This window comes from Clostridioides sp. LIBA-6822, from assembly GCF_056688955.1.
Genome location: NZ_CP196995.1, coordinates 1,585,999 through 1,600,212, shown reverse-complemented (window position 1 = coordinate 1,600,212; position 14,214 = coordinate 1,585,999). Strand labels below are relative to the sequence as shown.

Here is a 14,214-nt window from a genome sequence, read left to right as displayed (position 1 = left end):
ACCTACTTTCTATATATTGCATCAGTCATTTTAGCTGCCATTAGGTTTTCATAAACATCATGTACCCTAACTATATCTACACCATCTCTTATACCAAGCACAGTAGTAGCTATTGTACCTTCCAACCTTTTTTTTGGTTCAACTGGAAGTACTTTTCCTATTACCGATTTTCTAGATGTTCCAAGTAAAATAGGATATCCTAAGTCTTTCAATTCACTTAGCCTTCTTAATACTTCAATATTTTGTTCAAAATCCTTACCAAATCCTATTCCTGGGTCAAGTACTATTTTTTCTTTTTTTACTCCACAGCTAATTGCCATTTCTATGCTTTCTTCAAAAAAGTCTTTTATTGACTCCATTATATCTTTGTTATAGTTTGTCCCATCTTGATTATGCATTATACACACTTCTGCATCATATTTACCTATTACAGAAGCCATATTTTTATCTTTTCTAAGACCCCAAACATCATTTACCATAGTGACACCTAATTTTAGTGCTTCTTCTGCAACATCTGCCTTATAAGTATCTATTGATATTGGTATATCTAATTCTTGTTTAAGTTTTTTTATTACAGGGATTACTCTTCTTAGTTCTTCATCTGAGTCTACATAACTATGACCTGGACGTGTAGATTCTCCTCCTAGGTCTATTATATCAGCACCTTGGTCAACCATATCTTTTGCATGTTTTATTGCTATATCTAAGTTATTAAAATCTCCTCCATCTGAGAAACTATCTGGAGTTACATTTAATATTCCCATTATATAAGTTCTTTTACCATAATCAAACACAATTACTGACACTCCCTTAGATTAAATTTTATATCTCAATAAATGATTATATGAAACGGCTACTACTTCATAGTAATCAGACTCATAGCCTCAGCTCTAGATGCAATGTCCTTTTCAAATATACCTCTTACTGCTGATGTAACAGTTTTTGAACCTGGCTTTTTTACACCCCTCATCGTCATGCACATATGCTCTGCTTCCACTACAACTAAAACACCATAAGGTTGTAACTCTTCCATTATTATATCTGCAGCATTTTTAGTAATTCTTTCTTGTAATTGTGGTCTTTTGGCCAACGTATCTATTACTCTAGCAAGTTTAGAAAGACCTGTCAGTCTTCCTCCTTTTGGTAAATAAGCAATATGAGCTTTTCCAAAAAAAGGAACTAAGTGATGTTCACAGCATGAATAAAATGGAATATCTTTTACCAATACTAATTCCTCATGTTTTTCATCTGCAAAAAGGACTTTTAAATGGTCTCTTGGCTCTTCACCAAGACCAGAAAATATCTCTTCATACATTCTAGCAACCCTATTTGGAGTCTCGATTAGACCTTCTCTATCTGGGTCTTCTCCAATTGCCTCTAATATTTCTCTCACTGCATGTTGTATCTTTTCTTTATCAACTTTATTCATTTAAACTCCCCCCATTGATTTGCGACTAAAAGATTAGTTTTATAATCTCTTTTGTCTCAATTTCTTTAAAAATATAATTATAAACATCTAAAAGTTTTTGATAGTCATAATTTTCACTTACCATTGATACTAGTTCAAAAAGTTCATTATTTTCTTCTTTCAAAACTTTTAGTAATTTTTTATCTTTTGGTACCCAATTATCATTTATATTAAAGTACCCAATTATTATATCTTTTAAATATAAATTCGTCAAAAAATGATATTCAAAAACATTAAATCTTTCTTTATTTTTTAAATTTGATATTTTCCCTCCAATATCTTGTTTTAAAAAGGACTTTTCTTCTAGTGACATTTTATTAGGCCCCTTTAAGTAAATATCTCTACTTATATCTTTTATAGTCTTTGATATATTCTCCTCATCAAATAGGACTTTGGCGTCTTTCATCTCTTTAATAAAAAAATACTCTCTATCTGATAATAATTTTTTCACACCATCTTTTGAAAAATAGTTTATGTCAAATTCTATTCCCTTTTTTTCAAACAGTACTCGCTCTTGTTTTTCCCCTTTTTTTACAAAAACGAATACATCAATGTCATTTATTTCTACATCATGAAGAGTAAAATCTAAGTCTTTACTAGAACCAACCAAAAATACTGCTGAAGTATTTGGATTTTCTATTATCTTTGTTATCTCTTCACTATATACTTTATAAATACAACTTATCATTTTTTATCTCCAACAAATTGTTAATATTTTAATTTATTTTAAGAACTCTAATATTTTATCAAAAATAATATTTTCTTCATCAAATTTTATTTTGTCAATTTCTATAACTTTCATAGCTCCCATAAGACTATTTGTGACAAAAACAAAATCAAAAATGCCAATTTCTGATATATTAATTTCATTTTCTAACAACTCTATATATAATTCGTCACAAATATTTATAATCCTCTTTTTTATTATTCCATTTAATATTGATAATTTACCACTAGGAGTATACACTCTTTCTCCTTTTATAAAAAATATATTACTCATAGAACACTCTAAGATTACACCAGCTGAGTTTACAAATATACCGTCATTATAACCATTTTTATTGGCAACATTTTTGGTATATATATTTTCAAAATAATTTGTAGTCTTATGTCTATGAATCAAACTATCACCTCTAACGATTGGCGATACAGTTAATCTAAACCCCTTTTCATATGTTTCTTGATTATATGGAATGTCTCTAATAGATATATTGTATCCCTCATCAAAAACAGTAATTCTAAGTGCTTTATTAACAATAGTTTCTTTTTTTATATATGTATTAATTTCATCTATCAAGAAGTCTTTTTCATACTTTATATCTAAGTCTAGGCATCTTATCGAATTAAGCATCCTTTCTATATGGATATTTAAATCTATTGGTATGCCATTTTCAACTTTAATAGTTTCAAATAAACCAATTCCAAATTTACTTAAACTACTATCAAAACCTACATTATTCTTCATAATATCCCCTCAAAGCCTTCATTATAGATTTTGCTTTATCAATTGTTTCTTGATATTCTTCATCTGGGTCAGAGTCCCAAGTCATTCCTCCTCCAACTTGGAAATAAACTTTTTTATCATCTTTTATTATTGTTCTAATAGCTATATTAAAATCCATATCACCATTAAAACCTATATACCCTATTGAGCCAGTATATACGTTTCTTTGTGTTGGTTCCAATTCATCTATGATTTCCATTGCTCTAATCTTGGGTGCTCCTGTTATAGAACCACCTGGAAAAGTAGCTTTTATTATATCAGTAACATCCTTATTGTCTTTTAATTCACCTACAACTGTTGAGACCAAGTGGTTTACATTTGCATATGGTTCAATTACAAATAGTTCTGGAACTTTTACACTCCCAGTTTTAGATATTCTACCAATATCATTTCTTTCTAAATCCACTATCATAAGTAGTTCAGCTCTATCTTTTTCACTATTTTTAAGTTCTTGTTGAAGCTTTAAATCTTCTTCTTTATCTTTACCTCTTGGGCGAGTACCTTTTATTGGTCTAGCTTCTATTTTCTTATTAGTGCATCTTATAAATCTTTCTGGAGAATTTGATAATATATGTACATCTTCAAAGTTTAAAAATGCTCCAAATGGTGCTGGACTAAATCTTCTTAAATCTCTATATAGTTCAAAGCTTGTAAGCTCTGTTTCTCCACTAAACCTTTGTGTCAAGTTAGCTTGGTATATATCCCCTTGTCTTATGTACTCTCTAACATTTTGAACTGCATTTTTAAATTCTTTCTTTGTAAAATTAGATTTAAGTCTTATAGGTTTAACTTCTTTTTCTTGATAGCATATATCATCTATACCTTTTTCTTCTTCTTTTAATATTTTTTGTTCTATGTCATCAATTATCTTTTCTTCTAATTTTACATCTATATCTGGAGTAGCTATGTAAGTTTTTTCCATAAGATGGTCTACAACTATTACATGATTATAAAATCCAAAATATATATCAGGCATCCCAATATCATCTACAGCACTTCTAGGTAATTCTTCCATATAATTACCTAAATCATAAGACAAATATCCTACAGCCCCTCCTATAAATGGAAAGTTAGTATCATTTGTAACTCTATATTTATTTAGTTCTTCTTTTAAAATTTCTAATGGATTTTCGTCTGTATCTTTATATTTTAATACCTTAAATGGTTGACTACTTATAAAAGAATATCTTCCCAATTTTTCTTTATCCATAGCACTGTCTAATATAAAACTGTCATATTCGTTTCTAAAAATAGTAAATATCTCAAAAGAATTAAGTTTAGTGTTTATCTCTCTTATCATATTACATATGTATCCTTTCTCTAGCTTCTGTTATAAAGTTTTTCAGCATCTCATGACCATATTCTGATAAAATAGCTTCTGGATGAAATTGTACTCCTTCTATTAAGTATTTCTTATGTCTAATTCCCATTATTTCCCCTTTATCAGTGGTTGCTGTAACTTCTAGTTCTTCAGGAACTTTATTAGAGTCAATTATTAGTGAATGATACCTAGTGACATTCAAAGGATTTTTAAGCCCGCTAAAAACACCTTTATTAATATGGTTTATACTATGCACTTTCCCATGTACAGGTTGTTGTGCCTTTATAATATCCCCTCCAAAAACATGTCCAATAGTTTGGTGACCCAAACAAATTCCTAGTATAGGCTTTTTCCCTTTAAAATAGTTAACAATATCTATACAAATACCAGCTTCTTTTGGAGAACATGGCCCAGGAGATAACACAATTAACTCTGGATTAAGTTTTTCAATATCACTTATTTTGATTTCATTATTTCTCTTTACTACGACTATTTCCCCTAATTCTTCTATATATTGTACTAGATTATACACAAAAGAATCATAATTGTCTATCATTAAAATCATACTATAAATCTCCCCCCCTAAAAATTATTTTATTAACTCAGAAACTGTTACAAATTTAAAGCCTTTTTCTATCATTTTTGGGATAAACATATCTAAAGCTTTAACTGTATCATTGGTTGCATAATCATGTAAAAGTATTATATCTCCATTTTGTACTTTATTAATTATTTTATCTGCAATACTATTAGCACCTGGATTTTTCCAATCCTTCACATCTACGCCTGTCCATAAGACAACTTTATAGTCATGCTTTTTTGCAATTTCTATTAAATCTTTTTCTCTATAACTTCCAAATGGTGGTCTAAATAATGTAGGTTTCTTTCCAGTCACCTTTTTCAAAATATCTTCACACTTAACAATCTCCTCTTCTATCTGATTAGAATTTAAATTACTTATATCAGGATGATTAAAAGTATGATTACCTATCTCATGACCTTCTTTACTTGCTCTCACTAATGGTTCTTTATACCATTGTGCATGTTTACCAGCTATAAAAAAAGTAGCTTTTACATTATACTTCTTTAATACATCTAAAACTTGGCTAGTTTCTTTTGGATGTGGTCCATCATCAAAGGTAATTGCTATTAATTTTTTTTCTCTTGAACCATGTTTAATTAAAACATTTCCATTAGTATCTGTCATCAAAGCAGAAACTTTACTAAAATTAGATATTAGTATTATTCCGCAAAACAAAGCTATTGCTACTATACACTTATATGTTGTCCTTTTCTTCCATGGTGTCATTTTTAGACTTCCTTTCAAATAGTTTAGTTATTTATAAAAATTTTGAGTGTAATATGTTTTATAGCTTCCTCCAAATATTACTCCAACTCCAATATTATTATAATTCCCCAAAATATTTTTTCTATGACCTTCAGAATTCATCCAAGCTTCATGTGCATATATTGCATTAATTTGTCCTGCTGCTATGTTTTCCCCAGCTGAGGTATATACTATTCCTTCTCTTTTCATTCTATCAAATGGAGTTTCATCGTTCTTATTTATATGGTCAAAAAAATTATTATCTCTCATATCTTTACTATGTTTTCTTGAACTTAATGTAGCCTGTTCACTGTATCTCAATGAGTTTAAACTCCTTTGATTTCTAACACTATTTACAAGGTCTATAACTTCAAGTTCAAAACATTTTTTGAGTTCTTCTCTATCTTCTGGATATAATCCTTTAAACTCATCTTCAGTCGTTTTATTAATTATTAAATACGAACAAACTCTATTTTTTTCATGAATATCGTAGAAAATTGTAATATACTTGCCTTCTTTATTTATTATATCATATTGATTTTCTGAGTTTATTATATATCTAGTATTTCCTTTTCTCTTATATTTTAATGGTGTAATCTTAGTTCTTACTGTTTGTCTATCTTGATTTATTTTTATATCTTGATTTTCACATGAATTCATAGAGTTACTGTAAAGTGCCACTACTTCATTATTTTCAACACCAACCATTGCAAATTCTTTTCCATACTGATTATATACATACCAATCAAAACCATATTCACTAGTATCAATTCTACCAGGTTTGCCAATATTTGAAAAAACTTGATTTAAATTTTCTCCTAAAGTTATTTTTTCAAAATTCTTTATATCTGATTCTCCTAAATTTTCATTTTCAGCATTATTTAATTGTAAATTTTGATTCTTTTCTTTTTTTTCTTTGTCAGAATTACCATTTATATTTATCTTGTCTAAAAATTCATTCCATATTTCACTTTGAGAAATTTTGTCTTTTATATCATATACTTCTTCTAATAGTTCAGGACTATAAAATAAAACAATAAGTACTACTAACACTAAAGCAATTAATTTCTTCAATATATCCCTCCTTCATAAAATTAAACAAAAACTTTTTAATATTACATTTATTGCACTAATATTGATAATATATACTAATTAATAGTATTAATACCTATTTATATTTAGTAAGTATTATAAAAAAGCTTTACCTACTAATAGATAAAGCTACAGTCTTAAAGAAAATATTTCATCTAATGTTCTATCAAAAATGGATGGTTTATCAAATTTCCAAGTACCTTCATAAACCAATTCATTATTTAGATAAAAAGTTCCTTGCCCATGTTTTTTCCCATGCATAAATTCACCTACATATTTCTTACCTTTTTCCCATATATAAGTCCCCTTACCATGAACCAAATTGTTCTTCCAATCTCCTTCATAAAGTATTTCACCTTCACTATTGTAACAAATACCATAGCCTTCCATTTTTCCACCTTTAAACTCACCTGCATATATACATCCATCACTCCACTTATAAATACCTTTTCCATCTTTCTTACCATTTTTCCAAGTTCCAATATACTCATCTTTACTATTATAGAGCATATTTCCAACACCATTCATCGTATCTTCCTCAAAATTACCTATATATTCATTCCCATTTGAAAATATAAAGCTTCCTTTTCCACTTTTTTTATCTTGTTTGAACTCTCCTATGTACTCCATCTCTGTTCCTTCATCTACAAAAAAAGTATATGAACCTTGACCTTCCATCTTTCCCTCTAAAAATTTGCCTACATATATATCTCCATTTGAAAATTTATATATTTTATTTTTCGGTTTTTTTGTGTCGACATCATCTATATCACGAATTGTTTTTCCTTCTAATTCTAACACTTCATTTTCTGGAGCAAAATCTCCCTTTTTTAAAACACGTTTCTTCATGTTCTTTATACTTTTAATCTCTTTATTTACTTCATTTATATATTTCAAATAATTATCATACAAATTAACATATTCTTTAGATAAATTCATAATGCCATTCCTCCAACGTTATTACTAGATATTTTACTAAATCCATTAAATTTATTATATCCTAATAGTGGTCATGTTTTCTACATATTAAGTAATTTTTTCAATTTTAATTTTAAAATAGCATCTTTTAAAGTGATACACAAATCATTAATAAAAGCTTTATGTTCCACCTATTAAATTTAAATAAGCTGAGAGCTATAATATATAAATTTATATTATAGCTCTCAGCCTGTAAAATTTTCTATAAATCTTTTGCTTTAAATCCTCTTCCTTTTACCTCTGTAACATCATTTACAGATATAAAAGCTTTTTTATCATACTTCAAAGCTATATCTTTTATCTTTGGTATCTCATTTGATGAAACTATTGTATATATAATTTTCTTTTTTTGATGAGTATATGCACCTTCTGCATCTAAAAAAGTTACACCTCTAACTAAACTCTTCATTATGTCTTCCGCTATTAAATCGACTTCATTTGACATTACCATGACAGATTTTTGATAATTCATTGCATCCTTAATAAAACTCATTGAATACGCATTTAGAAATAAACCTATAAGAGTATATAATGCTAAATCTAATCCAAATAAGAAACTTCCTGTAAGTACTATTAATCCATTTATCGCTAAAGCAGTATCTTTCATTTCTATGTTCTTCTTAATTTTTAGTATTGCGGCTATTATGTCTGTACCACCTTGGGAAGACCTAGTTCTAAATACAACCCCAACACCTAAACCAGATAGTATACCACCATATACACTTTGAAGTAATATATCATGTATAGGTATAATCTGACTTATTTCCTGAGTTGCACCTAATAATAATGAAAATACAATCATATTTATTAAACTTGAAATACAAAACTCTTTTTCAAGGTATATGAACCCTAAAATAAATATTGGAATATTGATTAAAAATGTTAATAGACCCACATTTATATTTGTCAAATAGTTTATAGATGTTGCTATACCTGTAGCACCTCCACTAAGTAGATGTGCTGGTCTTAAGAACCCATTTATACCTATAGATGTCATCAACATCCCAAATAGCATTGTTAAATATCTTAAAGCTGGATGTTTTTGTAGGGTATTCTTAACTTCACTCATTTCTTTCTCCCTTCAATCTTTCTAAATCTTTAGAATTTTAAAAACTTATTTTTACATATATTATATTATTCCTGATGTAATAGATAATATTTCAAATAAATTTTTTATACAATTTCTTGAACTGTCATCTATTACATCATCTATTATAGTATCTTTTTCATATATGTCTAGTGCAATTTTTTATATTTTAATCTGTAAAAACGTTCAAATCATCTCATTTATGCTTTAAATGAAAATTCTTCTAGCACAATATGATACTACTTATTATTTAACTTGCAATATAGTAAATTTATAGTATTTTTTTCTAAATATCTCTTTTTACAGTAATTTATCTTATCTTAGCAAATTCAAATTTAGTAATTATCTGTTCATAATTAATTGGTAAATGAAATTTTTGTTTTTATAATTTCAGTATATGATTTTTTTATTTCATTATTTGCATTTTTTTCATTCAATTTTTATTTTAAATTTTTTTTATTTTATTTTGTTTTAAGTATCCACAATACTAATTTTAATCTTATTTTTATATAAAATTCATTATAATTGGAATTAATATTACTGTAATTGTACCAGATACCCCAATAGAAACACCACTCATAGCTCCTTCCACTTCTCCAAGTTCAAAAGCTTTTGTAGTCCCTAGAGCATGTGCAGACGTTCCAAGTGCAATCCCTTTAGCAACTGGATGATTTATATTTCCAAGTTTAAATACTGTAGAAGCAAGCATTCCACCAAAGATACCTGTAAAAATTATAGCCACAACTGTTATTGACTCTACACCATTTAAAGAATTTGCTAAAGATATTCCCATTGGTGTTGTTATAGATTTTGGAATCAAAGAGTTTATAATACTTACATCTGAATTAGCTATCCTACCAATTATCAATACAGATATAAAAGAAATTACTATACCACAACCTATACCTACAATAATTTCAACCATATACTTTTTAAATAATTCAAATTGCTTATAAAGTGGAACTGCAAGTACTACTGTAACAGGACCTAGAAAGAAATTTATACTATCTGCTCCTATCTTGTAGTTCTCATAAGGAATTTTAGTTATGCTTAAAAACACTATTATTCCTACGATTGCAATTAACATGGGATTACATATAGGATTGTTTGTTTTTCGTTGAATATATCTCCCTAAATTAAAAAATACTATTGTTACTATTATGCCAAACACTGGCGTTTGTAATACATTATACATCTTTTTGTCCTTCTTCCTTCTTTTTTATCATCTTTTCTACTATAACTCCAGTAGCATACATCACTATTAGCGTACTTAAACATATGACTAATAAAAGCACTAGTACATTTTCCCTTATTAGGTCTAATGATTTTATGAGTGATACACCCGCTGGTATAAAAAATACAGCCATATTATCAAGGAAAAATCCACTTATATTTTCTATACTACTTAAATCTAATACTTTAAATTGTAGTAGTAAAAATAATAATAACATCCCAACTATACTCCCAGGAATAAGTATAATTCCTTGTATAAAGAAACTTATATACTCTCCTATAACCCATATACTTAAAATTATTACTAATTGATTGAAAACTTTCATTTTCCACCTCCAAAAACTAAAGAGATTGCTTCAAATCATATATTTGTAGTTTTTTCAACAAGCAAATATCTTTCTTCAAATAGAAAGTTATAATTTGATACAATCTCTTTTAAATTTATTTTTATTTTAATTTAATAAAATACATGCTTGGTTGTTTCAAAAAACTTAACTTTATAAACCTATTTTTCACTTAAAATCTCTTTTATTTTTGAATTGTTATACATACTGTCTGGAACTTCACTTCTTAAACTATAAAAAGTTTGTTGTGCATTTTTCAAATCACCATTATCATAATAAAGCATACCCAGCTCATAATATGAATCATCATAATACTGGTCGTGTTTAGTATAAGTATTTATATACTTTTTATAATATTTTATGGCTTCATCTTTATTTCCTAATAACTTATTTGTTATGGCTAGTTGATATATTGATTCAGAAATATATTTTTTAGTTTTACCAGAAGAAACTACACTTTTAAAATTATCTATAGCTTTTTCATATTCTTTATTTTTCTTTAAATCTAGAGCTTGATAGTATAAATCTTCTTCATCAGCTACAGTTATATCTCTTTCTGGTTCTTTATTTTTAGCTTCACTTAACTCTTTATTCGTTTTTTCTAATTTTTCACTTGTTTCTCCCAGCTTTTTATCAGTTTCATTTAGCTTTTCATCTTTACTACTTATTTGATTATTTAAATTTTCTATTCTCTTTTTACTTTGAATCAAATATACACCCATACCTATTAAAACACAAACAACTATAATATATGGTAAAATATTTTTCTTCTTTTTAACTTTTTTTACTTCTTCCTTTTTACTTATGCTTTCTTTTTCATCCTCATTATTTTCAAATACTGGATTATCTTTATCTAACTCTTTAAGCTTATCTAAGTATCCTTCTCTCTTCTTTACATTGCCTAGCTTATCATACAACAAAGATAAAATTACATATGGTTCTATTAGTTCAGGTTCTTCCTCAATTATATTCTCCAAAATATGTATTGACTCATAATTTAATTCTTCATTTATAAATCTTATAGAATGATTGTACCTTCCTAAAAATGTTTTAAAATCTTCAGATGAAATTAGATTTACATATTTTCTCGATATATGGTTATTTTCATAACATAAAGCTGTATAAAAGCTCTCAAATGACTTAGCAAAGTCACATTTTAATAGCTTTAAAAGACCTCTAAGATTTAGTATATCAACATCTTTAGGATTTATTTCTAAAGCTTTGTTCGCCATATTAATAGCACTAGTTATATAGTTTTTATATGCCAAATCTAATGCATTATTATATCTTTTGTATGATTCTAATTTTAATTCCTTTGATGTTGTGTCTGACTTTGAATTTAAAGCTCCTTGTAAGTTCAATAGTGTCTCTTCTTTATAATTTGTAGTCACATAACTCTGTTTTAATGTTTTTAGTGTCTCATCACCATCTTCTTCTTCTATGTTAAAAAAAGTCAAATCACTTTTATTATCTTCTATCAAAGATATATCTAAAATTTTTCTAGGCATGTTTTCTATATCCTGTTTTATATCTTTAACTAAAATAATACTCACCTCCACTCTAAAATATATATTTAAGATAACATATTTAATATATCAAGTCAAAACTATACATATTTTGCCATTATTCCCATAATAAAAAAGGTAATCCTCTTCTTCTCGTGAAAAGGTTACCTCTTTTTCAATATTACTAACTTTTAATGTTGAATTTTTTTACTTTTCTATACAGTGTAGCTATACCTATATTTAAAGCCTCTGCTACCTTTTTCATACCTTCTGTGTTACTTCCATATTTTTTTATAGCCTTTTCTATAGCTTCCCTCTCAAGGTCATCCATAGTCTTAACTTCTTGTTTATATAATTCATCTAGTTTAAACGATATTAAGTCAGACATACTTCTTATAAAAGCAGTTAATTCCTTGTCTTTTGAAAGTATTTTCTCCTTTTGCTCTTCATTAAATGCAGCTATACCCAAAATTCCAAGTATATGTTCTCCCATTTTAACAGGAGTACATATATCAGCTAACTCTTTACAATTTTCTCTATTTGCACATTTATTACAGTTCTCTTCTATTTCCTTATTTATAACATAGGATTTTCCATCTTTTAAAACAAGAGAGTATACTGATTTCTCTGAGATTGTCTCTCCTATTTTACCTCTGAATATTCCTGTACCTGCTATCCTAGTTAAATCTTTTGTAACTAAAGTAACATCTACATCCAACACATTAGAAATATTCTCGCAAATACTTTGAACGTAATTCGTTATATTATTTAAATTCAAAGTAATCCCTCCTATTTAGATTTATATTTTTTAATACTCTACATAAATCCTATTCTTGAGAACTTTAAGCTTGCGGTTGTGGTTGTGTCTCATTAGGCTTATTATCAGTTGGTGGTGTTTCTGGTTTTTGCTGATTATCTTGATTTTGATTATTTGTGTTTTGATTATTTTTATTTTCATCTGTCTTTGGTTTTTCTTCTGGTTTTGGTTCCATAGTTCCAACTAATATAATACCTTCCTTCTTAGGATAATATGAATTAGCTATTTTTTCAGTTTTAATTTTCTTGCCATTAGCGTCATTAAATGTTCTATATGTTGATACAGAGTATGCATTTCTTCCGCTTTTATCCACTTTTTCTTTACCTTTAGGCATTGTAGAATCATTAACTCTTTTCATTGTAGTTTGTGAAACACCATCTAATTTTGTTGATATTGTTATGTTTTGTTTGTCTTCTGCACTTCCATATATATTGCAAACAATTTGATTCCCTGAAACGTAATTTTTTATGTAAACTGGATGCTTTAGATTATTTTTAAATAAGAAATCTATTCCACTATCTGCAACAGTTGCATCTCTTCCTTTTGGAACATAACTTGATGGTATTGTATGATTTTTTACATTAACAATTTCTAAACCTGCATATAACACAGAATTATATAATGTTGATGAAACTTGACAAACTCCTCCACCATAGTCTTCTTCCATCTCACCCTCCATTATTACAGGTGCACTCTTGTATCCATTTTCTTTACTTCTTTTACCTGTATGATTGTTAAATGAAAAAGTTTCTCCTGGCATAAGCAACACATTACTTATGTTATCTGTTGCTAATTTTATATTTATACTTCTATTTACTTGAGAAGTCTTAAATGTTGTTGAATACGTACCTAAATTTGTGTCTATTTTAGCAAGTTGTTCTTTTTTTATCTTTGCTTGAGTAGCTTTTACTACTAATTTGTTCTTATAGTTACCTTTTTTAGTTTGATTATCAAAACTCTCCATACTCTTAGAAATGTCCATTTTAAGACCATCAGAGTCTGGCACAACTTTTACTTTTTCGCCACTTATATCAAGTGTTGCGTCTTTTACATCTACATCTATTTCTTTAGCTATCTTTTCCATCTCTGATTTTAGCTTATTTTTATCATAGTTTATCACTACTACTAAGTTACTCTTCTTTCCAAAATTTGCTGAAATAGTTTTTGATAGATTTCCAAAGAAACCATTCTTTCTATTTAAATTATATGCATTTTCTACTGTTTTATCCAAATCTGTAGATAAATTTAAATCTTTGCTTTTAACTTTCCAGTTTTTATCATTGTAGATAAACTCAACATTTTCTAATTTGTATTTTTTACTTAACTCCTGTTTTGCTTGTGCTTTAGTTAATTTGCCAATATTTACTCCATTAACATATGTGTTTTTTGCTATTTTCTCCCCTTTAAATTGCATACACATTACACCCATAAAAATTATGACTACTAATGCTACAGCTCCAATAGCTATAACTAGCTTTTTGTTCACATTACTCATCCCATACTTCTCCTTACAATAAAATTATTTATATACACCTACT

The 14,214-nt window shown here is 27.6% G+C and carries 15 protein-coding genes; all 15 read right to left on the bottom strand.

The window, feature by feature from the left end; translation table 11 throughout:
- Positions 1–2: 2 nt before the first annotated feature.
- Positions 3–794, bottom strand: coding sequence for a dihydropteroate synthase (folP, locus tag ACTG48_RS07695; protein ID WP_479918509.1), 792 nt, complete (start codon positions 792–794; stop codon positions 3–5).
- 62 nt (positions 795–856) lie between these two features.
- Positions 857–1,429, bottom strand: a complete 573-nt coding sequence (folE, locus tag ACTG48_RS07690) for a GTP cyclohydrolase I FolE (protein ID WP_021384210.1) — start codon at positions 1,427–1,429, stop codon at positions 857–859.
- 25 nt (positions 1,430–1,454) lie between these two features.
- Positions 1,455–2,156, bottom strand: coding sequence for a hypothetical protein (locus tag ACTG48_RS07685; RefSeq protein WP_021384176.1), 702 nt, complete (start codon positions 2,154–2,156; stop codon positions 1,455–1,457).
- 33 nt (positions 2,157–2,189) lie between these two features.
- Entirely contained in the window at positions 2,190–2,933 is a 744-nt protein-coding gene (locus ACTG48_RS07680; RefSeq protein ID WP_479918508.1) for an aminotransferase class IV, read from the bottom strand.
- Positions 2,923–4,272, bottom strand: a complete 1,350-nt coding sequence (gene pabB / locus ACTG48_RS07675) for an aminodeoxychorismate synthase component I (protein WP_479918507.1) — start codon at positions 4,270–4,272, stop codon at positions 2,923–2,925. Before pabB ends, ACTG48_RS07680 begins: the two co-directional genes overlap by 11 nt.
- A gap of 1 nt (position 4,273) precedes the next feature.
- Complete coding sequence (locus ACTG48_RS07670) at positions 4,274–4,858, bottom strand: anthranilate synthase component II (protein ID WP_479918506.1); 585 nt, start codon at positions 4,856–4,858, stop codon at positions 4,274–4,276.
- Between the two features lie 24 nt (positions 4,859–4,882).
- Positions 4,883–5,602 carry a polysaccharide deacetylase family protein gene (locus tag ACTG48_RS07665; protein WP_021384191.1) on the bottom strand — a complete coding sequence of 240 codons (720 nt, stop codon included), beginning with the start codon at positions 5,600–5,602 and terminating at the stop codon, positions 4,883–4,885.
- Positions 5,603–5,629: 27 nt separating this feature from the next.
- Entirely contained in the window at positions 5,630–6,694 is a 1,065-nt protein-coding gene (locus ACTG48_RS07660) for a CAP domain-containing protein (protein WP_479918505.1), read from the bottom strand.
- Positions 6,695–6,841: 147 nt separating this feature from the next.
- Complete coding sequence (locus ACTG48_RS07655) at positions 6,842–7,651, bottom strand: MORN repeat-containing protein (RefSeq protein ID WP_021384171.1); 810 nt, start codon at positions 7,649–7,651, stop codon at positions 6,842–6,844.
- A 241-nt stretch (positions 7,652–7,892) separates the two neighbouring features.
- Positions 7,893–8,759, bottom strand: coding sequence for a YitT family protein (locus ACTG48_RS07650; RefSeq protein WP_479918504.1), 867 nt, complete (start codon positions 8,757–8,759; stop codon positions 7,893–7,895).
- Positions 8,760–9,282: 523 nt separating this feature from the next.
- Complete coding sequence (locus tag ACTG48_RS07645; protein ID WP_044213158.1) at positions 9,283–9,972, bottom strand: LrgB family protein; 690 nt, start codon at positions 9,970–9,972, stop codon at positions 9,283–9,285.
- A complete protein-coding gene (locus tag ACTG48_RS07640; RefSeq protein ID WP_479918503.1) occupies positions 9,965–10,336 on the bottom strand; it encodes a CidA/LrgA family protein in 372 nt (123 codons plus the stop codon). The genes ACTG48_RS07645 and ACTG48_RS07640 overlap by 8 nt, the downstream gene beginning before the upstream one ends.
- 179 nt (positions 10,337–10,515) lie before the next feature.
- The gene (locus ACTG48_RS07635) at positions 10,516–11,913 is read right to left on the bottom strand and encodes a tetratricopeptide repeat protein (protein ID WP_479918502.1); all 1,398 of its coding nucleotides are present in this window, start codon (positions 11,911–11,913) and stop codon (positions 10,516–10,518) included.
- Positions 11,914–12,043: 130 nt separating this feature from the next.
- Positions 12,044–12,637: a helix-turn-helix domain-containing protein gene (locus ACTG48_RS07630; protein WP_021384219.1), complete on the bottom strand. Its 594-nt coding sequence runs from the start codon at positions 12,635–12,637 to the stop codon at positions 12,044–12,046.
- A gap of 64 nt (positions 12,638–12,701) precedes the next feature.
- Positions 12,702–14,171: a VanW family protein gene (locus ACTG48_RS07625; RefSeq protein WP_021384204.1), complete on the bottom strand. Its 1,470-nt coding sequence runs from the start codon at positions 14,169–14,171 to the stop codon at positions 12,702–12,704.
- Positions 14,172–14,214: the final 43 nt, after the last annotated feature.